22 protein-coding genes are annotated in these 24534 nt (G+C 64.4%); 5 read left to right on the top strand and 17 right to left on the bottom strand.

The features are described from left to right. Positions 1–92 precede the first annotated feature (92 nt). On the bottom strand, positions 93–2759 hold the full coding sequence (locus KTJ89_RS05745) for a hypothetical protein (protein WP_259357054.1): 2667 nt from the start codon (positions 2757–2759) through the stop codon (positions 93–95). A gap of 337 nt (positions 2760–3096) precedes the next feature. Here KTJ89_RS05745 and acs point away from each other — a divergent pair, with 337 nt between their 5' ends. Together acs and KTJ89_RS05735 are read left to right on the top strand one after the other, a co-directional pair. Next, positions 3097–5034, top strand: a complete 1938-nt coding sequence (acs, locus tag KTJ89_RS05740) for an acetate--CoA ligase (RefSeq protein WP_259357053.1) — start codon at positions 3097–3099, stop codon at positions 5032–5034. A 179-nt stretch (positions 5035–5213) separates the two neighbouring features. Then, a complete protein-coding gene (locus tag KTJ89_RS05735) occupies positions 5214–5621 on the top strand; it encodes a phage holin family protein (protein WP_039211350.1) in 408 nt (135 codons plus the stop codon). 82 nt (positions 5622–5703) lie between these two features. Here KTJ89_RS05735 and KTJ89_RS05730 read toward each other — a convergent pair whose 3' ends face one another. After that, positions 5704–6708, bottom strand: coding sequence for a TetR/AcrR family transcriptional regulator (locus tag KTJ89_RS05730; RefSeq protein WP_259357052.1), 1005 nt, complete (start codon positions 6706–6708; stop codon positions 5704–5706). A gap of 111 nt (positions 6709–6819) precedes the next feature. Here KTJ89_RS05730 and KTJ89_RS05725 point away from each other — a divergent pair, with 111 nt between their 5' ends. Both KTJ89_RS05725 and KTJ89_RS05720 read left to right on the top strand, forming a co-directional pair. Then, the gene (locus KTJ89_RS05725; protein WP_259357051.1) at positions 6820–7779 is read left to right on the top strand and encodes an ABC transporter ATP-binding protein; all 960 of its coding nucleotides are present in this window, start codon (positions 6820–6822) and stop codon (positions 7777–7779) included. Positions 7780–7837: 58 nt separating this feature from the next. Beyond that, positions 7838–8683 (top strand): ABC transporter permease, encoded by an 846-nt coding sequence (locus KTJ89_RS05720; RefSeq protein WP_139907187.1) that lies wholly within the window; start codon positions 7838–7840, stop codon positions 8681–8683. 28 nt (positions 8684–8711) lie between these two features. Here the strand turns inward: KTJ89_RS05720 and KTJ89_RS05715 are convergent, their stop codons facing one another. Together KTJ89_RS05715 and nth are read right to left on the bottom strand one after the other, a co-directional pair. Next, positions 8712–9443 carry an NUDIX hydrolase gene (locus tag KTJ89_RS05715; protein WP_259357050.1) on the bottom strand — a complete coding sequence of 244 codons (732 nt, stop codon included), beginning with the start codon at positions 9441–9443 and terminating at the stop codon, positions 8712–8714. Then, positions 9440–10216 carry an endonuclease III gene (nth, locus tag KTJ89_RS05710; protein WP_374990252.1) on the bottom strand — a complete coding sequence of 259 codons (777 nt, stop codon included), beginning with the start codon at positions 10214–10216 and terminating at the stop codon, positions 9440–9442. Before nth ends, KTJ89_RS05715 begins: the two co-directional genes overlap by 4 nt. 243 nt (positions 10217–10459) lie before the next feature. Between nth and KTJ89_RS05705 the strand changes: the two genes are divergently transcribed. Then, positions 10460–11137, top strand: a complete 678-nt coding sequence (locus tag KTJ89_RS05705) for a Crp/Fnr family transcriptional regulator (protein ID WP_101545702.1) — start codon at positions 10460–10462, stop codon at positions 11135–11137. Between the two features lie 314 nt (positions 11138–11451). Here the strand turns inward: KTJ89_RS05705 and KTJ89_RS05700 are convergent, their stop codons facing one another. The 13 genes from KTJ89_RS05700 to KTJ89_RS05640 form a co-directional block, all read right to left on the bottom strand. Next, a complete protein-coding gene (locus tag KTJ89_RS05700) occupies positions 11452–12219 on the bottom strand; it encodes an MBL fold metallo-hydrolase (RefSeq protein ID WP_139907184.1) in 768 nt (255 codons plus the stop codon). Then, positions 12216–13187, bottom strand: coding sequence for an NUDIX hydrolase (locus tag KTJ89_RS05695; protein WP_172173956.1), 972 nt, complete (start codon positions 13185–13187; stop codon positions 12216–12218). The genes KTJ89_RS05700 and KTJ89_RS05695 overlap by 4 nt, the downstream gene beginning before the upstream one ends. Further along, positions 13177–13650: a RidA family protein gene (locus KTJ89_RS05690; RefSeq protein ID WP_139907182.1), complete on the bottom strand. Its 474-nt coding sequence runs from the start codon at positions 13648–13650 to the stop codon at positions 13177–13179. The genes KTJ89_RS05695 and KTJ89_RS05690 overlap by 11 nt, the downstream gene beginning before the upstream one ends. A gap of 49 nt (positions 13651–13699) precedes the next feature. Beyond that, complete coding sequence (gene sp36, locus KTJ89_RS05685) at positions 13700–13855, bottom strand: Sp36 family protein (protein ID WP_009883339.1); 156 nt, start codon at positions 13853–13855, stop codon at positions 13700–13702. A 279-nt stretch (positions 13856–14134) separates the two neighbouring features. After that, on the bottom strand, positions 14135–16531 hold the full coding sequence (locus KTJ89_RS05680; RefSeq protein ID WP_172173959.1) for a transglycosylase domain-containing protein: 2397 nt from the start codon (positions 16529–16531) through the stop codon (positions 14135–14137). Between the two features lie 55 nt (positions 16532–16586). Beyond that, complete coding sequence (locus tag KTJ89_RS05675; RefSeq protein ID WP_139468717.1) at positions 16587–17534, bottom strand: metallophosphoesterase; 948 nt, start codon at positions 17532–17534, stop codon at positions 16587–16589. Positions 17535–17619: 85 nt separating this feature from the next. After that, positions 17620–18528, bottom strand: coding sequence for a metal ABC transporter permease (locus KTJ89_RS05670; protein ID WP_172173965.1), 909 nt, complete (start codon positions 18526–18528; stop codon positions 17620–17622). Then, entirely contained in the window at positions 18525–19394 is an 870-nt protein-coding gene (locus tag KTJ89_RS05665; RefSeq protein WP_259357049.1) for a metal ABC transporter ATP-binding protein, read from the bottom strand. Before KTJ89_RS05665 ends, KTJ89_RS05670 begins: the two co-directional genes overlap by 4 nt. Before the next feature lie 2 nt (positions 19395–19396). After that, positions 19397–20467 carry a metal ABC transporter solute-binding protein, Zn/Mn family gene (locus KTJ89_RS05660; RefSeq protein WP_259357048.1) on the bottom strand — a complete coding sequence of 357 codons (1071 nt, stop codon included), beginning with the start codon at positions 20465–20467 and terminating at the stop codon, positions 19397–19399. 376 nt (positions 20468–20843) lie between these two features. Further along, positions 20844–21896, bottom strand: coding sequence for an aspartate-semialdehyde dehydrogenase (locus tag KTJ89_RS05655; protein WP_259357047.1), 1053 nt, complete (start codon positions 21894–21896; stop codon positions 20844–20846). Further along, a complete protein-coding gene (locus tag KTJ89_RS05650) occupies positions 21893–23218 on the bottom strand; it encodes an aspartate kinase (protein ID WP_259357046.1) in 1326 nt (441 codons plus the stop codon). Before KTJ89_RS05650 ends, KTJ89_RS05655 begins: the two co-directional genes overlap by 4 nt. Before the next feature lie 363 nt (positions 23219–23581). Further along, positions 23582–23815: a helix-turn-helix domain-containing protein gene (locus KTJ89_RS05645; RefSeq protein WP_139907175.1), complete on the bottom strand. Its 234-nt coding sequence runs from the start codon at positions 23813–23815 to the stop codon at positions 23582–23584. After that, positions 23815–24444, bottom strand: coding sequence for a DUF2975 domain-containing protein (locus KTJ89_RS05640; protein WP_139907174.1), 630 nt, complete (start codon positions 24442–24444; stop codon positions 23815–23817). Before KTJ89_RS05640 ends, KTJ89_RS05645 begins: the two co-directional genes overlap by 1 nt. Between the last annotated feature and the right edge of the window lie 90 nt (positions 24445–24534).

The raw sequence follows: 24534 nt of genomic DNA, 5'->3' as shown, positions 1-24534 counted from the left end.
CCGACCGGCCGGTCACATCATGTGGTGCCGGTGGGCACCGATTCGACCGAGGTCTGTCCACAGCGTTGACGCGTGAGTGGATTCCAGTCGATTCAGCCGCGCTGGATTCCTTCGATATTGCGCAGGATGCCAGTGGTGCTGCCGTCGGAGTCGCGGACCTTGAACCAGGATCCGTTGTCTTCGAGGCTGAGGTACCAGTCGCCGGGATAGATCGTGAACACCGGCATTCCGGTGGTCTCGTCCACGGCTTCGCGCGGTTCGGGAACGGCGAACCAGAAGGCCTGGATGATGGGGCGTCCACCGTCCTGGTTCTCGGCCTGACCATTGTCCTGATCGGCGTTCCGTCCGTCGTTCGGCGCATCACCGGACCGGTTCTGCCCCGCATCGGCGGGCACCGGCTGGTTGTCGACGGCCGTCTGTGCCATGGTCTCGTCGTTCGACCTCTCCGCGCCCCCGTCGGTCTCCGGCCGGTTGGCGTAGTCGGCCACGGGAACGTACTGAGTCGGCTCTTCGCTTTCGGGAGCGGTGGTCCGCTCCGAGCTGACTGCCGGCTCCATCACAGCGGTCGCCTGTTCGTCGTCGTCCGCGCCCGTCTTGCCAACTGAGGTGGGTTCATCATCTGACACGACCTTGTCGTCGGCCGGGGTGCTGACGACGGTGGCATCGGTGGAGCGGATGTTGGCGTCGTCGTCCGGGTCCTGCGCCGTAGTTCCGTCGGTCGATGCCGGGGAATCCGATCGCGAATCGTTCGACGCCGTATCTGCCGAGGCCGCATCTTCCGATGCATTTCCTGTCGAGGCCTGACCGGCATCGGTCGAGGACTGCGCAACCGAATTCGCGCCGGCGACGTTCGCACCTTCGGCGGCGTTCGTGTCGGACGATTTGGCGTTGACCTTGGAGACCAGGTCGCTGCTCTCGGACGGTGACACCACCGTGGGGGTTTCGTCTGACTCCGACGAGGCGGCCGTGGACCGGTCCGCGGACGTGTCGTCGTTCGCTTCATCCTTCTGAGCAGCCGACCCGGTGTCGGTCGATTCCGCACCGGACGTCGATTCCGCACCAGGCGTCGATTCCGCGTCGGACTCCGTTTCGGGAGCGGCGTGGCGGCCACGGCGACGTTCGGAATCCGAATGCGCGGCAGCGACGCCGGCAGCACCGGCACCGATCACTCCGGCGCCTGCGGCAACGGCCGCTGCGCCCGAGTGTGACTTGTCATCGGACTGCCTGGACTGGGCGTCAGACGCTGCAGGCTGGCTGCCCGACTCAGCAGCCCGGCTTCCCGCAGCGGCGGTCTGGTCTCCGGTCGCATTGGTCTGCGGCTGTCCGGCTCCGACACCGAATGCCTGAGTCGGTTCGCTCTGCGAATGCTGTGGGGCGCCCGAATCGTGACGACCCAGGTAGGTCTGTCCGTCACCGGTGCTGTGCACCGGTCCGTCGTCCGAGGCCTGGTCGGATGCCACGTCCGCGGATTCGGGCGCAGCGCCCGCGCCCGAGGTGCCGGAAGCGGCGGGTGCGGCGAAGGAGCTAGCCGAACGCTCGGAGTCCTGCTCCTGCGGCGGAGCGTAGGGGCTGGGCTGGTTCTGCTGGTCGGAAGGCTGGGCCCGCTGTTCCGGAGCGGCGAACTGGTTCTGCTGTTCCGGACCGCCGAACTGTCCTGATTGACCGAACTGGTCCTGCTGCCCCTGCTGTGCAGGCTGACCCGACTGTCCTGGTCCGCCGAACTGGTCCTGCTGTCCGGGCGCACCGAACTGAGTCGGCTGGGCGGACTGTCCCGGGCCGCTCGGCTGACCGAACTGATCCGGCTGACCGGGCGCCGCCTGTCCCACACCGGCCGGAGCCGCTCCGTAAGGCGCGAATCCGGGTGCACCGGTGCCCGGGCCGGCAGCACCGGGCACATTGGCCACTGGTGCCGGATGCTGGGTGTGCTTGGTGACAGGGCGAGCCTTCGGATGGGTTTCGATGTCCTCGCGGCCGGCGAATTCCTTGGCGAAGAACGGCAGCATCGTGAATACTCCGGCGAAGAACGCGATGAGGCCGGCGAAGAACGTCAGGTACGAACCCACATGCCAGTAGACCGCCGAAGTGAGCAGATCGACGAACACATAGGTGAAGGCGATCGCCGAGAGCACGGAGATGAACTGGTCGAGGCTGAGCGATCCGACTCGCAGTCGGCTGTTGCCGAGCTTGTTGACGAGCACGGCCGCCACGATGAGCAGAATTGTGAGCACTCCGAACACGAGCGCGCCCATATCGGCGACATTCCAGTGCCACAGAGTGGTCGTCTCACTGCCGAGGCCGTAGTCGTAACCCCGGTAAGGCACGAACAATGCGATGAAGGCGAGCAGTCCGGCGAACAGGAGGAAGAGATCGCGCAGAGTCAGCGGGCCGAGGATTCCCGGGCCGGTCTTCTGCTTCGGCGCAGGCGCCTGACCGAACTGGCCCTGTCCCGGAGCCGAACCATAGGGTCCCGGCGCCGATCCGTACTGACCGGGAGCAGAACCGTACGGGCCAGGTCCCGAACCGTACTGAGCCGGAGCCGAACCATAGGGTCCTTGTGCGGCGGGCTGTCCCGGTGCCGAACCGTAGGGTCCCGGTGCGGAACCATAGCCCGGCCCGGGAGCAGAACCGAACTGCCCTGGCCCCGAACCGTAGGCCGGCGGCTGACCACCAGGCTGCTGCGCGTTCTGGCCCGGGTACTGCGGGGGCTGATCCTGCCACGGCTGTGGCCCGGACCCGGTTGGATGCTGCGGCGAACTCATCGCTGACTCCAGTCGATCTCGGGGAAAAGCTAACAGTGTTTCCGTGTCCGCGCGGGACGGATCCCGACAGACTCTGACCCCATCCTTGCAGAACACAGGCCACCTGTGCACTCATATGCGCATTCTCAGGCACGTCGAAGACTCCTCAGTCCCCCGCCGAGGCGGCCCTTCCGTCGCCGCGCAACCATCGAAATCATGTGAGCCATACCACGACAAATGCGCGGTGGCTACCCCCGATTTCCCCGTTCATCGAGTGAAACTGCTCTCCCCAGCCCCCGACCGCAGGTATACAGTGCAACTAGAATTTTCGATCCACCAAGGAAGTCGGAGGGAAAGCATGACCGAAACCGCTGCCGAGCAGACCGAGACGTTTGCCCCACCTGAGCAGTTCGCGGCCGCAGCCAACGTCAAAGCCGATGAATACGAACGCGCCGAGGCGGACTACCTGGGCTTCTGGGCCGAACAGTCCCGTGAGCTCGTCGATTGGCACGAAGACTTCGGCGAGGTCCTCGACTGGACGAACCCGCCGTTCGCGAAATGGTTCGTCGGCGGAAAGCTCAACGTCGCTTATAACTGCCTCGACCGTCACGTCCTCGCAGGCAACGGCGACCGCGTGGCCATCAACTTCGAAGGCGAACCGGGCGACTCCCGCACCTTCACCTATGCCGAGCTCCTGGCCGAGGTGTCGAAGGCGGCGAACACGCTGACCGACCTCGGCGTGAAGACCGGCGACCGGGTTGCCATCTATCTGCCGATGATTCCCGAAGCGGTGATCTCGATGCTCGCCTGCGCCCGCCTCGGTGCGGCGCATTCCGTCGTCTTCGGCGGTTTCTCCGCTGATGCTCTGCACTCGCGCATCATCGACGCCGAAGCCCGCGTCGTCATCACCGCCGACGGCAGCTACCGTCGTGCCAAGCCCACGAGTCTCAAGCCGGCCGTCGACGAGGCGATCGCCCAGGGCGACACTCCCGTCGAGCACGTCCTCGTCGTCAAGCGCACCGGTCAGGACGTCGACTGGGTCGAAGGCCGGGACCAGTGGTGGGAGGACTCCGTCGGCCAGGCCGGCGACACACACGAGTGCGAATTCTTCGACTCGGAGCACCCGCTGTTCATCCTCTACACCTCCGGTACGACAGGAAAGCCCAAGGGCATCCTCCACACCACCGGCGGCTACCTCACTCAGGTGCTCTACTCGATGAAGGCCGTCTTCGACATCAAGCCCGAATCCGATGTCTTCTGGTGCACCGCCGACGTCGGCTGGATCACCGGTCACTCCTATGTCACCTACGGCCCACTGGCCGCCGGCACCACTCAGATCATCTACGAAGGCACTCCGGACACCCCGCATCAGGGTCGTTGGTGGGAGATCATAGAGAAGTACAGAGCCACGATCCTCTACGCCGCACCGACGGCGATCCGCACCTGCATGAAGTGGGGAGAGGAGATCCCCGCGAAGTACGATCTGTCCAGTCTGCGCCTGCTCGGCAGCGTCGGCGAACCGATCAACCCCGAGGCCTGGCGCTGGTACCACCGCGTCATCGGCAGTGAGCGCTGCCCGATCGTGGACACATGGTGGCAGACCGAGACCGGGGCCCACATGATCGCGCCTCTGCCCGGCGTGCTCTCAACCAAGCCCGGCTCCTCACAGCGTCCGATTCCCGGCATCTCCGTCGATGTCGTCGATGATTCGGGTGAGAACCCGGCCGGCCCCGAAGGCGGACTGCTCGTCATCCGCCGCCCATGGCCGTCGATGCTGCGCGGAATCTGGAAAGACCCGGAGCGCTTCAAGGAGACCTACTGGTCGCGGTTCGAAGACACGTACTTCGCCGGCGACGGCGCCCGCCGTGATGAGGACGGGGACATCTGGTTCCTCGGGCGTGTCGACGACGTGATGAATGTGTCCGGTCACCGCCTGTCCACCGCGGAGATCGAGTCCTCGCTCGTCGCGCATCCCAAGGTCGCCGAGGCGGCTGTGGTCGGCGCCGCCGACGACACGTCCGGTCAGGCCGTCGTCGCGTTCGTCATCGTCTCCAACGGCGTCGAGGACTCCCCCGAGACCTCTGAGGAGCTGCGTCAGCATGTGGGCAAGGACATCGGCCCCATCGCGAAGCCGAAGAAGGTGCACATCGTCACGGACCTGCCCAAGACCCGCTCGGGCAAGATCATGCGTCGCCTGCTCAAGGACGTTGCCGAGAACCGCGAGGTCGGCAACACGTCGACCCTCGCCGATGCCTCGGTGATGGATCAGATCGAAAAGTCCGTCACAGGAGCCTGAGCCCCTCGCTCTGAGGCCGAAATCGGATGACCCGTCGGTGACAGACGACCCTGCCGCATAACGGCGGTCGTCCGGATCCGACGGGTTTTCCCGGTTCCCCGCCGATTCGCCTTTGGCCGCAGAGCCCGTTCAGACTACTCTTAAGTTAGATTGTCCTCGTTCTCGATTTAGGAGCTCTCATGGCCGAACGGTCCATCAGCGAACTGATCAAAGGCATCAGCGACGATTCCAAAGCGATCGCCGAAGAAGAGATTGCCCTCGCCAAGGCCGAGGCCACTGCCGGTGCGAAGAACCTGGGCATCGGTGCCGGACTGGCCATCGTCGCTCTCTTCCTGCTCTTCCTGTCCTCGTTCATGGTGATCTTCGCCGGTGCGGCCGCATTCCATGAGGGCCTGGGCTGGCCATGGTGGGGCAGCTTCCTCATCGTCTTCGGCATCCTCGCCGTCATTGCGATCATCCTCGTCCTTGTGGCCCTCCCGCTGTTCAAGAAGGGCAACCCGGTTCCCGGCACCGCGATCGGTTCGGCCAAGTCGCTGGTGGCCTCCGTCAAGCGCGCAGTGAAGAATCCCTCGGGACCCAGGTACTGACACCTCTCCCAATCTGAGAACCGCGGCAGATGCGAGAAGCGGCGCCGGACGAAATGTCCGGCGCCGCTTCTCACATTCACGCTCAGCGTCGCTTCGCGACTCGCTCCTTGGCTTCCCGCAGAACCTGACGTTCCCGTTTCCGCGCCTCGGCCAGCACCTTCTGCGCCTGCCGGACCGCTTTCTGCGCCTCTCGAAGCTTCTTATCGGCCGCTACCGCCGGGTCATCATCGGCGATCACGGCATGCCCTGCAGCCGCTGCCTCCGTCGCATCATCGGGCGCGGCGACTGAGGTCGCTGCGCTCGAGCCGTCGTTCGCCACGTCGGACACGGCACCTGCCCGCGCGTTCACGATCGCCTCGATGAAGGCCTCCACCCCGTCCAAACCTCGTTCGAGCCCGAAGTCGAAGGGATCGAATTCCGAGGCGAAGACCCCCGCATCGATCGCCTTCCTGAGGAAGGGATATCCATCCTCTGTGATGACGGCGTCGAAGAGACGCTGCTCCCGCGCCGCCACCTCGGCGGCATCCAACCCGGTCGCTCTGCTCTGCTCCTCGTAGCCTGCCGCAATCAGCCCTTTCCAACGAGCCGCACCGGTGACGAGAAGTGAGACAGCGATCCCCTCCTCTTCGGTCAGACCGGTATCGCGGAGCGCCTCGAGATCGGCTTCCAGCCAGGCCGAACTGTTCGGTGTGATCGGACTGCCGGTGATCGGCATCGACAGCAGCCAGGACTGACGCGAATAGATCTGTGACTGCGCCTCATAGAGTTCACCGAGTCGTGCCCGCCAGCCGAGATCCTCCTCGCCTGGCTCCGGAGGCAGGCCGGTCGCCTCCTCCTGCATGAGCAGCAGCAGATCGTCCTTCGAGCTGACATAGCGGTAGAGCGACATCGGCGTGTACCCGAGTCGTTTCGCGACCGCCGACATCGACACCGCCTGAATGCCGTCGCTGTCGGCGATCTCAATCGCAGCGTCGACGATCTTCTCGACGCTCATCTCCCTCTTCGGCCCCCGCTGGGGAGTCGCCGCGACACCCCAGGCCAGTGCGATTCCACTGGGAAGCTGCTCGATCAGATCATCCGTGCTCATACCGCCAGTCTATATTGTGTATGGCATATATTGCGTGTTATTGTCATACACAGTTTCTGTCATATACAGAAACTTGCTCCGGGAACCACGACTCGTGAGAGGACTCCCATCATGACCACGGACAGTTCAACCAGCACCGCACAGGACTCAACGGCACCGTCACCGAAACCGACAGGGCACATCGACACGGGTGACCTCCGTTCTCCCGCTATCTCCTTCACACAGGTGGGCAAGCGCTTCGGAACGAAGACCGTCCTCGACGGACTCGACTTCCACGTGCACAGAGGCGAGGTCTTCGCACTTCTCGGCTCCAACGGCGCCGGGAAGACCACATGCATCAATATCCTCACCACACTCGTCCGCCCTGATGCCGGATCAGTTCGAGTCATGGACGTCGATGTGCGTGAGTCACCCGCCGAGGCGAAGCGGCGATTCGCCGTCACCGGCCAGTCAGCTGCCGTCGATGCCCACCTCTCGACCGAAGAGAACCTCGTCCTCCTCGGTCGGCTCTCCGGGCTGAGCCGGAGTGCCGCGAAAGCGAGAAGCCGCGACCTCGCCGAGAGGCTCAGCCTCACAGCCTTCATGTCCACCCGGGTCGCCGCACTCTCCGGCGGTATGCGTCGCCGCCTCGACCTGGCTCTCAGCCTCGTCGTCCCCGTCGAGTTGCTCATTCTCGACGAACCCACCACCGGGCTGGACACCCGCTCCCGGCAGGAGCTGTGGACTGAAGTCAGCGAGCTCTCCCGAGGCGGCGCGACGGTGTTCCTCACCACCCAGTACCTCGACGAGGCCGATGCACTGGCCGACCGGATCGGCCTGCTCGACAGCGGCCGAATGGCGGGTCTGGGCACACCGGCAGAACTCAAGGCACGCATCGGCGAGGACACCGTGTCGATCCGCGGAACAGACGGAACTCAACTGGATGAGATCGCGACCGACGGCACTGTCGCCGGCCTCGCCGCGGCTCTCGAGCCGTGGACTTCCCGATCGCCTCGGGCCTCGGTTTCCCTGCACAGTCCCAGCCTCGACGACGTCTTCCTCGCTTTCACCTCGGCCGGCTCACCTCACTGAGCGCTCGATATCCGATCCCACGTCTCCGATCTCCACACCGTCCAGAGAGGACAGACCAATGTCACACAGTCACCCGATCACCGATACCCCGACGACAGCAGCGACCACCGCCTCTCCCCTCCCCCGAGGGGTCTCCCGTACACGCCCTCGCGGGTTCTCCACCGAGGCCGCCTTCATCGGCAGGAGCCTGCGTCACGCTGTTCGCGACGTCGAATCGCTGCTCATGGCCGTCGCTCTGCCGGTGATGCTCATGCTCATGTTCACCTTCGTCTTCGGCGGCGCTCTCGATCCCGACGGCGGCTACGTCGACTACGTCGTCCCCGGAATCATCCTCACCTGCGCCGGATTCGGTGCCGCCTCGACCTCGCTGTCGGTGGCTTCGGACATGACCTCCGGGTTCGTCGATCGACTGCGGACGATGCCGGTGCGAGCGTCTGCCGTCATCACCGGGCACGTGGCGGCGAGCCTCGCAAGGAATCTGTTCGCCACTTCCATCGTCCTCCTCGTCGCCGTCGCCATCGGATTCCGTCCCTCCGCCGGAGTGGGCGAATGGCTGGCGACCGTCGGACTCGTCGCCCTCTACATTCTGGCGATCACGTATCTCTTCGCCGCTATCGGCCTCGCCGCGAAGTCTCCCGAATCCGCCAACGGGTACGGCTTCATCCTGCTCTTCCTCCCGTACGTCTCCAGCGCATTCGTGCCGGTCGAGACCATGCCGAAGTGGTTGGAGGTGTTCGCCGACAATCAGCCGATCACCCCGATCATCGACGCTCTGCGCGCACTGCTCATCGGCACCGAGATGGGCGCTTCCGGCTATCTCGCTGTCGGCTGGTGTCTGCTCATCCTCGCTGTGGCGGCGGTGTGGGCCGCGGTGCTGTTCAGAGCGAAGGCCGGGCAGCGCTGACCGTCGCCGGAATCCGCAGTGGCCGAATTCAGAAGTCGATGGCGATGGGAACCTTCTTGTCCCATTCACCGGCCCAGCCGAGATGGTCGAGGGCGAAGTCGAGGATGCCGGCAGTGAAGCCCCATACCTTGAGGACTCCGACGTCGAAGGCCGGGGTCGAGATCTTCAGATCGGGACGGGCGAAGGTTCCGCGGTTGGCGGGGGCGACGAGGTCGGCGATGGCCACCCGATAGACGGAGTAGGACTCCCGCTGATCCATCACCTGGACTTGGCCCGGCTGACGCCAATAGCCGATAACCGGAGTGACCTCGAACTTCGAGACGGGGATATAGAGCGGGTCCATCTCTCCGAGAACTTCGACGGTGTCCGGGGAGATTCCGGCTTCTTCCTCCGCTTCACGCAGCGCGGCGGCCGCCATGGAATCGTCTTCGGGGTCACGACCGCCACCGGGGAAGGCGACCTGTCCGGGATGATGGCGCAGGGTCGCGGCCCGCTGGAGAAGAACGATGTCGACATCGGCGACGCCGAGTTCGGCCAGGCGCGATGCTTCTGCGCCTCCCGCCTCGGTGCGAGGCTCTCCCCCGCGCCCGAAGAGCATGAGAACGGCGGCGTCACGGGCGGACTGCTCGGCGGCGTCCTTCTGTCGGCGCAGCCACAGCGGGGACCCGTGCGAGGCAGCGAGATCTTCGAGCTGCCCGCGCAGGGCCCCATCGGCGATCGTCGCCGATTCGGGTGGAAGGTCGGGGATTCGGGCGCTCATCGTCCCTCCTCGGGGACAGCCTCCTCGGCGGGATTGGCCAAAGGCGCCATTTCGAACCGAAGCATGGCACGTGCCTTGTCCGGGTCGAGTTCCCCGATCCCGAACGATGGGCACAGCGCCGTCAGGGGGCAGGCTCCACAGGCGGGCTTGCGGGAATGGCAGATGCGGCGGCCGTGGAAGATCACCCGATGCGAAAGCATGGTGAGGTCCTTCTTCGGGAAAAGGGCCGCGATCTCGTGCTCGGCCTTGACCGGATCGGTTTCCTCGGTCCAACCGAAGCGGCGGGCCAGCCGGCCCATATGTGTATCGACGGTCAGCCCAGGGGTGTCGAAAGCGTTTCCGAGGACGACGTTCGCGGTCTTTCGTCCGACTCCGGCGAGCTTGACGAGCTTGTCCAGCTTGTTAGGCACCACGCCGTCGTATTCATCGACGAGTTCGTTCGCGAGCTTGACGATGTTGCGGGCCTTGGCCCGGTAGAACCCTGTGGAGCGGATGTGCTCCTCGACCTCGATGAGATTGGCCACGGCCAGGGCGTGGGCGTCGGGGAAGGCGGCGAAGAGGCTCGGGGTGACCGAGTTGACGCGGATATCGGTGGTCTGGGCGGAGAGGACGGTGGCGATGAGCAGCTGGAACGGAGTCTCGAAGTCGAGCTCGCACTTCGCGTTCGGATACACCTCGGCGAGGATGCGATGGATCTTCCGCGCCCGGCGGGTCCGGCCCAGAGGGGTCTCCTTCGCGAACTTCCGCGCGCTCTTCTCTGCCACAGTCAACACGACTCACCATCCTAATCCGTGCCCTGTCATTCCGCAGTCATGCCGGTCACACCCGTGAATCATGTTCGCGCCCGGATCTGCGCACCTTGTTCTGGCCGGCTGCGGGAATGGTGTGGACGGGAGTCGTGTTGGGCGGTGCGGGAGAGGTTTTCATACTGATGGGCCACACTCCCGCGTCTTTGCTGGTATCGATGCAGATGACCAGGTAGATTTGTGTGTGATTATCACGACAAGGAGGAACCAGTGGATATTGAAGTGGTGCGGGGCGCGACGCTCTTCGCAGGTCTGGACGATGAAGCCACCAGTGCATTGATGAAGTTCATGAACCCGCGGAGTCTCCGTCGGGGAACCGTGCTCTTCCATGAGGGCGATGCCGGTGACGAGCTCTACATCGTCTCCTCGGGCAAGCTCAAGATCGGCCGTGAGTCCTCCGACGGCCGTGAGAACCTGCTGTCCGTGGTCGGCCCCGGCGAGATCATCGGTGAGCTCAGCCTCTTCGATCCGGGCCCGCGTTCGACCTCTGTCACTGCCGTCTCCCAGTCGGAGCTGCTCAGCCTCAAGCACGAAGACCTCACCACTTGGCTCAACGAGCGTCCGCAGGCCGCGATGAACCTGCTCAAGGCCCTCGCCCAGCGTCTGCGTCGCACCAATGAGACCGTCGGCGACCTTGTCTTCTCCGATGTGCCCGGCCGTGTCGCCAAGGCTCTGCTCGATCTCGCCGCTCGCTTTTCGAAGCCGGCTCCCGACGGTGTGCTCGTCGCTCACGACCTCACTCAGGAAGAGCTGGCTCAGCTCGTCGGTGCCTCGCGCGAGACCGTGAACAAGGCGCTGGCCGACTTCGCCGCCCGCGGCTTCATCCGTCTCGAGGCCCGCTCCGTCGTCATCCTCGACATGGACCGCATGCGCAACCGCGCCCGCTGATCCTCCCAGCGACCTCCGGCCGCTGTGGCCGCGTGGACGCCGCGACAAATGGACGCCCCAGCCGATTCGGCTGGGGCGTTCGTTCTGGTCGGGACAGGTGTGCGTCGTGGCCGGCGCTCGCCGTCTCAGGGGCTGTCGCGTGAGGTGTGGGAAGTTTCGTGATCGCGTTCTGATCCAGTCATCGAGTTTGAACTCGATGACTGGATCAGAACCCGAGTCGTGAGTGGTGTGTCATCCAGCTGGGCCGAAGATGTTGCGCACCAGGCGCCGCGGCAGGACTCAGGCGTCGGCGGCTCCGGCGTCAGCAGCGGGACTCAGGCGTCGTCGGCGGCGGGCAGGGCGTCGAGGTAGGCCAGCTGAGCCTTGACGATCTGCTCGGCCGCCGACCGTACGCTGGAGTCGACGTCGTGGTAGACGATGTCGCATACCTCTGAGGCCGTCTTCGCCCCCTGCTCCAATGCCGCTTTGACCTGCTCGATGCGTTCGAGTCGGTGGGAACGGTAGTAGTCGATCACCTCGGCGGGGGCGTCGATGCGCTCACCGTGGGCCGGCTCGATGATGGCGAACTCCCCGTCGTCGAGCAGCTCCTTCAATCGGTCGAGGGAGTTGAGATAGTCGCCCAGGGAGCCTTCCGGGTGGGTGACGATCGTCGTCCCCTCCCCCAGGATCGTATCGCCGCTGTAGAGGGCTCCGGAGTGGATGAGGCTGATGCTGTCGCTCGTGTGTCCGGGGGTGGCGACGACGCGCAGAACGTCGGCCGGAGTGTCACCGAAGGCGATCTCGTCGCCGTCGCTGACCGGGTCCGTGTGCCGAGCGAAACGCTCGAGCACGGCATAGACGGGCACGTCGGGGGCCCACTGGTCGATGCTTCCGAGCATCTCAGAATGGTCGGCGTGCTGGTGGGTGAGAACGACCGCCGCCAGGTCACGGTCGGCCACTTCCGCGAGGAAGGCTTCACGATGATCGGCCATCTCCGGTCCGGGATCGATGACAACTGCGGACGTGTCATCCTGGCTGGTGAGAACGTAGGTGTTCGTACCGGTCAGGGTCATCGGGCCGGGGTTGTTCGCACGGATTCTCATGAGTCGTCGTTCTCCTCGTCTGTCGTTTCGTCATCGTCACCGCTGAATGTCAGGAAGCCGGGGTTCTGGTCGGTGTCGGTCTCGCCGACGGCCACGGCCCGGTCGCGCAGGCTTCCCTTGCTGTGGGGGTCCTTGCCCGTGTGGATGACGACCTTCCAGTCGCCGTCGTCATCGACGATCTCCGGACGCAGCGGGTGGAGGTTGCGGATCTGCGCCATGGCCGCGCCCACGGTCGGGACCTCGGCGAGGCTTTCGACGATGATGCGGGCGGCCGCGCCGATGCGGTCGGGGTCTCCTCCCACCTCGGCGATGATCTGGTCGGGGCGTTTCCATCCGGCAGAGGTCTCGTTCGGTGACAGGAAGTCGACGTCCTGGCCGAAGGGCACGGTGGCGATGAAGTAGGTGGTGTCGAAGCGGTGCAGCTGGGTGGGGGTGTTGATCCAGCGCAGCCACGGTTTGCACAGATCGGGACGCAACCGCAGGTCTCGGTCGCGTAAGACCTGTGACCAGGACACTTCGTTCGAGAACAGCCTCGATCGGGTGGTGTTCCAGTCCGTCTGCGGTGCGGCCACGATCTCCCGGTCGACATCCTCGGCGAGCAGGATTCCGGTGGCAGCGAAGGTGATGCGGGCGGCCGCGGAGAAGTGGTGGAGGGCGCGGGATTTGTTTTCGATGCTCAGCGCACGGGCGCACCGGGCCGAATTCCATCCGGCCAGAGGCAGCTTCCGCACATCACCCGGGCGCAGGCTGCTGGTGGGAAATGCCCACCGGTTGCGGTCTTCGACGCCGCGGGCGTCGAGTTGCCGGGTGATGAAGAGTTCCAGCCCGTCCGCGGAATCCCGGATCAGCACGATCGCCGAGGTGGGTCGCGGGGCCTCCGGGACGGGCCACCGTCCGTCGGACTGCCAGTGGTCAAGCAGCCACCGCAGCTCCGACGAGACGGGAAGAGTGCGTCCGCTAAGCGGCATCGCCTGAGACCTCGACGATGACTTCGACCTCGACGGGGGTGCCCAGAGGCAGAGTGTTCACGCCGACCGCGCTGCGGGCGTGCTGCCCACGGTCTCCGAAGATCTCGCCATAGAGCTCGGACACGCCGTTGATGACGGCCGGCTGCTGGGTGAAATCGTCGGCGGAGTTGACGAAGCCGGTGACCTTGACGACGCGCACGATCTTGTCGAGATCGCCGATGACTCCGGCGATGGCGGCCAGAGCGTTGAGCCCGGCGGTGCGTGCAAGTTGGTAGCCGGTGTCGAGGTCGACGTCCGTGCCGAGGTGACCGGTCGCAGGCAGTTTGCCGTCGACGACGGGCAGCTGGCCCGAGGTATAGACGTAGTTCCCGGTGCGCAGTGCGGGGACGTAGGCGCCGGCTGGTGTGGCGATCTCGGGCAGTTCGAGGCCGAGTTCGTTCATGCGCTCAAGGGTCTTCGACATTGTTCTTCTTTCGGTGAGGGTGGGGTGTCAACGGTCCGGCCGGTTCAGCTCATTCTTTGGGGCGTTTGAGGTAAGCCACGAGTCCGTTGTTGTCGGGACCCGGGACGACCTGCACGAGTTCGTATCCGTCCTCGCCCCATTGGTCGAGGATCTGCTTGGTCGCGTGGACGATGAGCGGCACGGTAACGTATTCCCACTTGGTCATGGTTCTCCTCAGTTGTTGGTGCGGCGCCGAGGCGGTCCGAGTGATCCGGTATGACCAGGCTTTCCTGGTGCGGTCGACGACGCAGGTCCGTTCCCCACACTAGCCCAGACTGGGCACGCTGGGCACCCGTGTTCCGTGGGCGGCGGTCACAGCTGTTTCGCTGCGGCGACACCCGTGAAAGTCAGACAGCGAAGGCGGGGAGGCCCTGGTCCTCCCCGCCTTCACCGGGACGTTCTCCGCCGGGTTCTATCGGCCGGTCACGACCGGCATCTCATCGGCTCAGTTGCCGCCGAGGCCGGGAGCCTCGCCGCCGCCGTCACCGCCGTCACTGCCGCCGTCACTGCCGCCGTTGTTGCCGCCGCCGTTTCCGCCGCCGCCTCCGTTGTTTCCGGAGTTGCCGCCTCCACCGCCGCCGTTGCCGCCGCCACCGGTGCCGCCACCGCCGTTGCCGTGGCTTCCGCCACCGCCACCAGTGCCGGTGCCGCCGCCTCCACCGCGGCCGCCGCTGGACGAACCGCCACCACCGCCGGAGCCGCCGCCGGAGAAGTACTTGCTGCTGGGCTTCGGGAACCCGGTATTGCCCTTGGTCTCCTTCACCGCCTGGCTCATGTATGCCTGCCAGGTCTTACCGGAGATGGTCGCACCGTAGATGTGGCCTCTGACGGCGCCGGCGCCGTTGGTGCGCCAGTCCCGAGTGCCCCCCGGATCGCCGGTCCAGACCGCAGTCGACAGCGTCTTGGTGAACCCGAGCAGCCAGGTGTGACCGACCTCGAAGTTCGTCGTACCGGTCTTAGCGCCTGCCGGAACTCCGATCTTCAGCGAGCTCGTCGTACCGCCGTTGAACGTCTGAGTCAGCGCGTAGGCGACGCCCTTGGCCACTTCCTTGTCGAGCACTCGCTTGCAGCCTTCGCCAGGCAGGTCGAGCTTCTCGCCCTTGCGGTCCTTGATCTCAATGATCGGCTTCGGTCCGCAGAATTCGCCTTCGTTCGCGAAGGTGGCGAACGCCGCGGCCATGGCGATCGGCGTGGTCTCCGTCGTACCGAGAATCGACGACGGTGACAGGGCTTGGATGAAGCCGGACTTGTCCTTGAAGTCGAGCGCCTCTCCGCTGCCATAGCGGATGCCGAGGTCCATAGCGGTGTCCATGACATCACACATGTTCAGCTGGTTGCCCATCGCCGCATAGCCCGTGTTGACGGACTTCTTCGTGGCCTCCAGCGCGGTCATCGAACCCTTGCCTTCACCGTCGCCGGCGTTGTTCGGGTCCCAGTCTCCGCCCATATTCGGACAGCCCTCGTACTTCCAGGAGCTGGCCGGGAAATTGCGCTTCGTCGCATTGACGGTGGTGTTGAGGCTCTTTCCTTCCTTCAGCCATGCCGTCAGGACGAAAGGCTTCCACGTCGAACCGACCTGGAAGCCGCCGCCTCCGTTGTGCTTCTTGTCGACGGTGTAGTTGATCGAGGTCTTCTTGTTCTTGTCCTTCTTCTTGACCTCTCCCGCGGTGTATTCGCGGTTCTCGGCCATGGCGATGACTTCACCGGTTCCAGGTTCGATCGTCACCAGGGCGTGACCGGCGCCGGAGGGGTCGCCGACGGGGACGCGCTTCTTGATCTCTTTGTCCGCGATCTTCTGGATATCGGGATTGAGGCTGGTCTTGATCTTCAGACCGCCACGTTGGAGGAAGGCCAGGCGTTCGTCAGCCGTGTCGCCGAAGGTGTCATCATTCATAATGACGTTCTGAACATAGTTGCAGAAGAATTCTGCCTTGCTCTTGGCTGCCGAACAGCCGTTCGGAGTCTCATGCAGGTCGAGGTCGAGGTCGGTCTTGACCGCCTTGTCGTACTCCTTCTGCGTGATGTGGTCGTACTTGAGCATCTGCCCGAGCACGGTGTTGCGACGCTTGAGCACCTGGTCGGGGAACCGCTGCGGGTTGAACGCCGAGGGGTTCTGCACGATTCCGGCGAGCATCGCCGACTGCTGGATGTTGAGATCTTTCGCGTGGATGCCCCAGTACCGGTAGGCGGCGGCTTCGACACCGTAGACGTTCGGGGAACCCGAATAGTTGTTGATGTTCATGTAGCGATTGAGGATTTCCTTCTTGTCGTACTTCTTCTCAACCGCGACAGCGAGTTTGGCTTCGCGGAGCTTACGCGCATAGCCGGCGGTGCCTTCGGACTCCTTCGCCGCAGCCACACCTTCGGAGTCTTCCTCGGCATGCGCGTTCTCTGCCAGCACGTTCTTCACGTACTGCTGGGTCAGCGTCGATCCGCCCTGAGTCGTCGAGGACACCATATTGTGCACCGCTGCACGAGCAATGCCCTCGATGTCGACGCCGCCGTGTTCGAAGTACCGGTAGTCCTCGACGGCGATCGTCGCATTCTGCATATCCTTCGAGATCTTATCCAGCGGGACCTCCTGGCGGTTCTGCCAGTAGAACTCCGCAAGCTCGGACCCGTCGGAGGCAAGCATCGTCGACTTCTCACCGAGGTCCTTGATCTCCAAGGTCGCGGGGAGTGAATCGAAGATCTCGACAGCGCTGTTCGCACTGGCTGTTGCGACACCGACTCCGGGAATGGCCAGACCGGCAGCGACGATTCCCGCCACTGCGCTGACGGCCACGAACTGCATGAACGCGCCCATTTTTGTGGGTGGGGCGTTTGACTCAGGAGACACCATGGTAGCCAGTTTAACGAATTTGCCTTGTGCAAATCTTCAGAAACCGCTGAACAGGTTAGGCCATTGCGACGAGTTCCAAGACGCTGACTTCAGGTCGGCAGGCGAAACGCACTGGTGAGTACGGTGAGAATCCGAGACCGGCGGAGATGGCGACGAGGCTCTTCCGGTACGGAAAGACTCCGCGTGCGCGTGTCCGATCGAGGTCGCAGTTCGTCACCGGCGCACCCCAGAAGGGCACGCGGATCTGTCCCCCGTGAGTGTGTCCGGCCATGATGAGGTCCGCCCCCGCCGAGGCGAACGCCTCCAAGGTCCGCGAATACGGGGCGTGTGTCACGCCCACCTTGAGCCCGGCCTTGGAATCGAACCGCGGATGCTCAAGCACGCCCTTGCCGGGTGCTCCCCCACTCCAACGGATCCGGTCGCGGTCGATATGGGCGTCGCCGAGCCCGGTGAAGTGGATCCGGGTGCCCTTGATCGTCAGGGTCGCCTCGGTGTTGTCGAGGAAATGCCATCCCTGACTACCGGCCGACGAGTCCGACGGGGATGTCGGTTCTTCGAATCCGCGGACGAGGGCCCCAACGTCGAGATCGGGGTTCACTCGGTGTTTGACCTGGGACGGCGATCGCAGATACTTCGCGGGATTCTTCGCCTGCGGCGAGAAGAAGTCATTTGACCCCAGGACGAAGACTCCGGGTGTGTCGAGCAGACCGGAGAAGACGTCGAGGACGTCGGGCACGATATCGGCCGAGAGGTTGTCACCGGTGTTGACGACGACGTCCGGTTCGAGCCGGGTGAGCGCTTTGACCCAGGAGGCACGGTGCTTCTGCCAGGGCGCCAGGTGCAGGTCGGCGACGTGGAGGATCCGGATGGATTCGGCTCCGGCAGGCAGGATCGGCAGGGTGTGGTGGCGGATGGCGAAGAGGTGCGGTTCGATGACCGCACCCCAGATTCCGGCGGCCGTGGGGGCGGCAAGAGCACCGGCGAGGAGAGCGCGCTTCTTCATTCCCCCAACTCTATCCGCTCCCAGAACTACCTGACGGCGGCCCAGCAACCTCGCGCGAGGTTGCTGGGCCGCCGTCAGGTAGCAACTAGGGGGTAGGGATGGGGGTGTTGTGTTCTCTTGCAGCGCGGTGGGCGCGGCGTCGGTGCAGGGATTTCATCCGGCGACCTCCGACGAGACGGCAGACGACGTAGATGAGGAACGAGATCGTCGTGACGAACGGGCTGATCGGGACCACCGGTGAACCGAGCGCAATGAGGATTCCACCGACCGAGGCGGTCACGGCGAAGATCACGCTGAGCACCGGAACCCACACCGGCGAGGCCGAGAGCTGGGTTGCTGCGGCGGCCGGGGTGATGAGAAGAGCGAGGACGAGGAGGACACCGACGACCTGCACGCTCAGCGCCACCGCGAGTCCGAGGGTGAGCATGAAGACGATGGTGAGCACACTGACCGGCACACCTTTGGCCCGTGCCACCTCGGGGTCGAGGCTGGAGAACATGAGCGGACGCCAGACGATCGCCAACACCACGAGTACGGCCAGCGCACAGATGATGAGGGTGAGGATCTGGCCGGGTGTGATCGCGACGATCTGGCCGGTGAGCAGCCCGAACTTGCTCGCCGCTCGCCCGTCGTAGAGGGCGAGGAAGAGGATCGCCAGTCCCAGGCCGAAGGGCATGAGGACGCCGATGATCGCGTTCTTCTCCGAATCCTTGGCCCCGCCGATGCCGATGATGAGAGCCGCGACGACGGACCCGACGATCGACCCGGTCACGACGTCGAAGCCGACGAGTAGGGCGAAGGCAGCACCGGCGAAGGAGAGCTCGGAGACCCCGTGGACTGCGAAGGGGATGTCCCGAGCCATGACGAAGACACTGATGAGGCCTCCGACAACGCCGAGCAGCGCCGCGGCGATGAGAGAATTGGCCAGCAGCGCCACGAGCTCGCCGTAATCCTCGAAGGTGAAGAGGTTGGCAAAGATCTCAGGAATGCTCATCGGTTCACCACCGTCCCGTCGAGGTCGAAGGAGTCATCGGGCAGGTTGTGGTGGTCGACGCATTCCTCTTCACCGCCGACGACGACGAGGCGGCCGCCGACGCGGACCACTTCGACCGGAGCACCGTAGAGGCGGGACAGCGATTCGGTGGTCATCACCTCGGCGGGGGTGCCGATGAGGAAATGCCCGCCGACGATATAGAGCACCCGGTCGACATACGGCAGGATCGGGTTGATCTCGTGGGTGACGAAGACGACGGCGGCATCGCGTTTGACCCGCTGTTCGTGCAGCAGCGCGGCCACCACCTGCTGGTGGTGCAGATCGAGGGACAGCAGCGGTTCGTCGCAGAGCAGCACCGTGGGATCGTTGGCCAGGGCCTGGGCCACTCGCAATCGCTGCAGCTCACCGCCGGAGACCGTGCCGGCGGGGGCGTCGGCATAGTCGGTGGCGCCGACGGAGGCCAAGAGGTCTTCGACCTTCTTCTTTCGTCCCCGGGACAGCAGGCCCATCCCCCACCGGTGACCGTCGATGCCCATGCGCACCAGATCGCGGCCGCGCATCGGAGTGTGCGGATCGATTCCGCGCTGCTGCGGAATGTAGCCGATGGCGGGATTGCCCTTGTGCACTTCCCGACCGCCGACCTCAGCGGTGCCGGCCGACAGCGCATTCTGTCCCAGCAGCACCTTGAGCAGGGAGGTCTTGCCCGTGCCGTTGGGGCCGAGCACGGCGAGGAACTCCCCAGGCGCGACGTCGAGGTCGAGATCGTGCCAGAGTACTCGCGGGCCGAACCGCAGTTCGGCGTCGCGCAGTCGAATCACCGGCTCCCGTCGTATTGCCGGTGCGGAAGCGTCGGATTCCTTGGCCATGTTCAGTGCTTGTGCCCTTCGAGTGCGGTTGAGATTTCGGTGATGTAACCACCCATCCAGTCGGCGTAGTGCGTTCCCGAAGGCATGGTCTCGGCGAGGTCGACGACCGGGACGTCGGAGTCCTCAGCGGTGGACTTCAAGGCCTCTGCCTGCGGACCCGCCGCTTGAGTATTGTATCCAAGCAGCACGGCATCTCCATCGGAGATCTGCTTCTCCGCGGCCTTGAGCACCAACGGCGGCACATCATTGCCCTCTTCGACCGCGGCGAGGAACTCCATCGAGGTGACGTTCTCGAGCCCCATATCGTCGAACAGCCACAGCGGAATCGGTTCGGTCGCAGCGACCTTCTCGCCGCCGTGTTCCTTCTTCACCGCATCGATATCGTCCTGCAGGGCGGACAGCTGCGCCTTGTACTCTTTCGCGTTCTCCTCGAACTCGCCCTGATGTTCCGGCAGGGCCTCGCCGAGGTGGGTCGCCGCCTCGTCGACGAGCTTCGTCATCGTCGGGACCGAGTACCACAGGTGTTCGTTGAATGATCCGTGATCGTGGCCTTCGTGGCCCTCTTCATCGTGGCCTTCTTCGGCATGTTCATGATCATGTGCCTCCTCGTCTTCGTGAGCGTGCCCGCCGCCGTGGGCTTCCTCGTCGTCATGGCCCTCACCGTGTTCATGGTCGTGGGGCTCGTTGCCGAGGCCTTCCGAGCCGGGCAGGCCCGAGATCGAAACGGTATCGATGATGTCGACGTCAGTACCGGAGGCATCGAGCATTCCGGTCATGAATGCGTCGTAGCCGCCGCCGTTCTGTACCACGAGGTCGGCCTTCGACAGTTTGAGTCGATCCTGCGTGGTCGCCTCGTAGGAGTGAGGATCCTGGTTCGGATCATCGATGATCGGGCTCACCTCGGCGAAATCGCCGGCGACTTGGGAGACGATGTCGGCGTAGACGTTGGTCGAGGTCACCACGCGCAGTGCCCCGGTGTCGGCTTCGGAGGCCTGTCCCCCGCAGCCGCTGAGGACCAGCGTCGCCGAGGAGGCGATGGCAGCGGAAGTGAGAAGAATGCGCGAGGAGGTCATGAGGAGCCTTTCTAAGGCATCGAGGATGAAGCAACATCGTCGACGATACTCAGATCAGAGGCCCGCCACTAATATAAATATTTATATATAGCAACGCTTTTATATGTTCTGGCCACTTTCGACACTTGGCACCCATACCGTCACCCGAGGTCCGCTCGTTCAAGGCGGAGCGCACTTTTCGCTCCGTGTACCGCGTGCAATCTGCGGTTGCGCTTGAACAAGTTCGACCGGCGTGCGGGAACTCTGGATAAACGAGCGTGGCCTTGAACGAGACTGCCGCTGACGGGCAGTCGAGTGCGACTGTGGGAAACAACGAACCGCCCGAAAGCGTGTGCTTCCGGGCGGTTCATCACCTGACTGTCGTTGCCTTGCCGGCTCAGGCGGCCTTCGCCTCGAGCTTCTTGGCCAGCAGGGCGGCGATCTGCACGGTGTTCAGTGCCGCGCCCTTGCGCAGGTTGTCGTTGGAGACGAAGAGGACGAGTCCCTTGCCTGCTGGTGCCGACTGGTCGGCGCGGATGCGGCCGACGTAGCTGTCGTTCCGACCTGCGGCCTTGAGCGGGGTCGGGACCTCGTCGAGGGAGACTCCGGGTGCCTGCGACAGGATTTCGGTGGCCTGCTCGGGGCTGATGTCGGAGTCGAATTCGGCGTGGATGCTCAGGCTGTGTCCGGTGAAGACTGGCACGCGCACGCAGGTGCCGGCGACCAGCAGGTCGGGCAGGCCGAGGATCTTCCGGCTCTCGTTGCGCAGCTTCTTCTCTTCATCGGTTTCGTTCTGTCCGTCGTCGACGACCGATCCGGCCATCGGCAGGACGTTGAACGCAATCGGTTCGACGTAGTTGTCAGGCTCCGGCAGGCTCACCGCGTTTCCGTCGGTGGTGAGCTTGCGCGCATCGGGCAGACCGGCTTCGAGCTGACCGGCGAGCTCCTCGACCCCGGACAGACCCGAACCGGACACTGCCTGGTAGGTGGCCACGATGAGACGGCTCAGTCCGGCCTTGTCATGGAGAGCCTTGAGCACGGGCATGGCGGCCATGGTCGTGCAGTTCGGGTTCGCGATGATGCCCTTGGGCGGCTCATCAAGGGCATCCGGGTTGACCTCACTGACGACAAGCGGAACCTCCGGGTCCGAACGCCACGCCGAGGAGTTGTCGACGACGATGGCACCGGCGGCGGCGAAACGCTCGGCCTGTGCCTTCGACGTCGCCCCACCGGCGGAGAACAGGGCGATATCGAGTCCGCTCGGATCCGCCTCGGTGGCATCTTCGACGGTGATCGGCTGGCCTTTGAAGTCGATCGTCTTCCCGGCCGAACGGGCCGAGGCGAAGAGCCTCAGGGACCCGATCTCGAACCCGGGATCGTCGGCCAGCAGGTCGAGCATGACTCCGCCGACCTGGCCGGTCGCACCGACTACTCCGATATTGACGCTCATCGTCCGGTACCTCCGTACACCACTGCTTCGTTGTCTTCACTGTCGAGTCCGTAGGCGGCATGAGCGGCACGGACCGCGTCGTCGAGCAGGTCTGCTCGGGTGACGACGCTGATGCGGATCTCCGAGGTGGAGATCATGTCGATATTGACCTGGGCTTCGCTGAGCGCTTCGAACAGGGTCGCGGTCACGCCCGGGTGGGAGCGCATTCCGGCGCCGACGACGGAGAGCTTGCCGATCTGGTCGTCATAGCGGACCTGGTCGAAGCCGATCTCTGCCTTCACACCGTCGAGGGCCTCGAGCGCCTTGGCTCCGTCGTCCATGGGCAGGGTGAATGAGATGTCCGTCTTCCCCGGCTCGCGGGTGGAGATGTTCTGGACGATCATGTCGATGTTGGCTTCCTGCTTGGCCAGAGTCTTGAAGATCTCAGCGGCCTTGCCGGGGACATCGGGAACACCGACGATCGTGACCTTGGCTTCCGAGCGGTCGTGGGCGACGCCGGAGATGATTGCCTGTTCCATGGTGGACTCCGTTTCTGGTTCCGCTGCCGGGGTCGATGATCCCCGGCCCTGGCGGAAGGCTTCGGGGATGGGTGAATCGGTCACCCAGGTTCCTTGATTGCGAGAGAATGAGGACCGCACGTGCACCGGCACGTTGTAACGGCGGGCGTATTCGACGCAGCGGAGCATGAGGACCTTGGCGCCCGAGGCGGCCATCTCCATCATCTCTTCGTAGCCGATCTCATCGATCTTGCGCGCCGTGGACACGATCCGCGGATCGGCGGTGAAGACGCCGTCGACGTCGGTGTAGATCTCACACGCATCGGCGTCGAGCGACGCGGCCAGTGCCACAGCGGTGGTGTCGGAGCCGCCGCGGCCGAGTGTGGTGATGTTCTTCGCAGTCTGGCTGACGCCCTGGAATCCTGCGACGATGGCAACGTATCCCTCGTCGAGGGATGACCGGATGCGGCCGGGAGTGACGTCGATGATTCGGGCCTTGCCGAACTGCTCATCGGTGATGACTCCGGCCTGGGAGCCGGTGAAGGACTGGGCTTCGAAGCCGAGGTTGGCGATCGCCATGGCCAGCACCGCCATCGAGATGCGCTCACCGGCGGTCAGCAGCATATCGAGTTCGCGGGCGGGGGGCATGGGGGAAACCTGTTGGGCCAAGTCGATGAGATCATCGGTACTGTCACCCATGGCCGACACCACGACAACTACTTCGTGACCGGCTTGACGGTACTCGACAATTCGTTTGGCCACTCGCTTGACCGATTCCGCATCGGCTACCGAAGACCCACCGAACTTCTGGACGACTATGCTCACTGCAGTATCTTCCTTATCGCTGATAAGTTCCGTGCCAGGCGATCGATTCCATGGTTCCAAGCATGGAGGTCTCGTGCTGCATCGATCAGGATTTCAGCCGTGTCGGGCTCCCGGCACCTGAACCATTGTATGAGGTGCGTCATTCCGCTTCACCTTCGCCCGTCATTCAGACACTGCCTGACCGGGCCGAACGTCCGCCCCTGCAGACCCGAGCGTTGACTGTGCACATAGGCGAGGCGGCGGTTGGTCACCGGGCGTTCAGCCCCTGCTCAGAAATCGTTATAAACGAGGCATCGTGGAACGCCGGATTCACTCGCCGAGGCGGCCCGCCGGCTTCGTGCCGACGGGCGCTGCTCTTGACGGTCAGTCCGACCGTCGCTCCACGGTGAAGAGGTCACCAGGCTGACAGTCGAGGACCTCGCACAGAGCGATGAGAGTGGAGTAGCGCACGGCCTTCGCTCTGTTGTTCTTGAGCACGGAGAGGTTCGCGAGCGAAACCCCGACGCGTTTGGACAGTTCGGTCAGGCTCATGTCTCGCCGGGTCAGCAGACTGTCGAGGTGGCAGATGACCCGGGAGGAGTCGAATTCCTCGACCATCACACGAGCCCTTCGAGCTCTTCTTGAGCTTCGCGTCCTGATCTGAAGCACCGCCGCAGCAGTTCGGCGCCGCCGACGACCCCGAGAACGAAGAACGCGTGGACGACGGTGATTCCCGGCCCCACTTCATCAGCGATGCCGATATCGGCGGAGATCCAGTTGCCGCCGGGAACCTTGGTGATGAAGTGGAGAATCCACCCGATCGCCACGATCCACTCGAACGCCGCAAAGGCGCGGGATGCCCGGGGCGTGAAGGGTGTTCCCGCCGCGATGTCACGGATGACAGGCACCAGGGAGATCGCGGCCGCCAACACGGTGAGGATAAGAGTGACTTCGGCAATGGTCACCAGCACGACCGCCCCGGCCGAGACGTCGGCCGTCGGAACGACGATCTCGGTGAGTCCGGACAGGGATGCCGCTCCGTTCCCGGCATCGAGCGAGGAGGCGGAGCCGTCGGAGAAGTCCACCGTCACCGCCACTTCGGAGCGGATCATTCGCGTGACGAGATCAGTGACGGCATAGATGACGTAGAAGCCGACCGCTAAACCGATCCATAGTTCGTAACCTGTTCCGAACGCCTTGCGCTTCTGAGGTTCGCCGTCCGGCCTCTGTTCCTCTGTCGGTGACATGACAACGCCTTCCCGTCCCGGCGAGCAGCAGACGAGCTTTCCGCCGACCTTCGCCGCATCCGATGATTTATCGTTTGTCGATATATCGAT

Source organism: Brevibacterium sediminis (assembly GCF_024895295.1).
In the GTDB taxonomy this organism is placed as follows: Bacteria; Actinomycetota; Actinomycetes; order Actinomycetales; family Brevibacteriaceae; genus Brevibacterium; species Brevibacterium sediminis.
This window is presented reverse-complemented; position numbering and strand designations above follow the sequence as displayed.

Coding starts and splice junctions, on each gene's coding strand:
- KTJ89_RS05670 (WP_172173965.1), bottom strand. CDS start 18,528: ATGAGCATTCCTGAGATCTTTGCCAACCTCTTCACCTTCGAGGATTAC.
- KTJ89_RS05660 (WP_259357048.1), bottom strand. CDS start 20,467: ATGACCTCCTCGCGCATTCTTCTCACTTCCGCTGCCATCGCCTCCTCG.
- KTJ89_RS05690 (WP_139907182.1), bottom strand. CDS start 13,650: ATGTCGAAGACCCTTGAGCGCATGAACGAACTCGGCCTCGAACTGCCC.
- KTJ89_RS05730 (WP_259357052.1), bottom strand. CDS start 6,708: ATGAGCACGGATGATCTGATCGAGCAGCTTCCCAGTGGAATCGCACTG.
- sp36 (WP_009883339.1), bottom strand. CDS start 13,855: ATGACCAAGTGGGAATACGTTACCGTGCCGCTCATCGTCCACGCGACC.
- KTJ89_RS05720 (WP_139907187.1), top strand. CDS start 7,838: ATGTCACACAGTCACCCGATCACCGATACCCCGACGACAGCAGCGACC.
- KTJ89_RS05655 (WP_259357047.1), bottom strand. CDS start 21,896: ATGAGCGTCAATATCGGAGTAGTCGGTGCGACCGGCCAGGTCGGCGGA.
- KTJ89_RS05645 (WP_139907175.1), bottom strand. CDS start 23,815: ATGGTCGAGGAATTCGACTCCTCCCGGGTCATCTGCCACCTCGACAGT.
- KTJ89_RS05735 (WP_039211350.1), top strand. CDS start 5,214: ATGGCCGAACGGTCCATCAGCGAACTGATCAAAGGCATCAGCGACGAT.
- KTJ89_RS05715 (WP_259357050.1), bottom strand. CDS start 9,443: ATGAGCGCCCGAATCCCCGACCTTCCACCCGAATCGGCGACGATCGCC.
- KTJ89_RS05745 (WP_259357054.1), bottom strand. CDS start 2,759: ATGAGTTCGCCGCAGCATCCAACCGGGTCCGGGCCACAGCCGTGGCAG.
- KTJ89_RS05700 (WP_139907184.1), bottom strand. CDS start 12,219: ATGAGAATCCGTGCGAACAACCCCGGCCCGATGACCCTGACCGGTACG.
- KTJ89_RS05665 (WP_259357049.1), bottom strand. CDS start 19,394: ATGGCCAAGGAATCCGACGCTTCCGCACCGGCAATACGACGGGAGCCG.
- acs (WP_259357053.1), top strand. CDS start 3,097: ATGACCGAAACCGCTGCCGAGCAGACCGAGACGTTTGCCCCACCTGAG.
- KTJ89_RS05640 (WP_139907174.1), bottom strand. CDS start 24,444: ATGTCACCGACAGAGGAACAGAGGCCGGACGGCGAACCTCAGAAGCGC.
- KTJ89_RS05695 (WP_172173956.1), bottom strand. CDS start 13,187: ATGCCGCTTAGCGGACGCACTCTTCCCGTCTCGTCGGAGCTGCGGTGG.
- KTJ89_RS05675 (WP_139468717.1), bottom strand. CDS start 17,534: ATGAAGAAGCGCGCTCTCCTCGCCGGTGCTCTTGCCGCCCCCACGGCC.
- KTJ89_RS05680 (WP_172173959.1), bottom strand. CDS start 16,531: ATGGTGTCTCCTGAGTCAAACGCCCCACCCACAAAAATGGGCGCGTTC.
- KTJ89_RS05725 (WP_259357051.1), top strand. CDS start 6,820: ATGACCACGGACAGTTCAACCAGCACCGCACAGGACTCAACGGCACCG.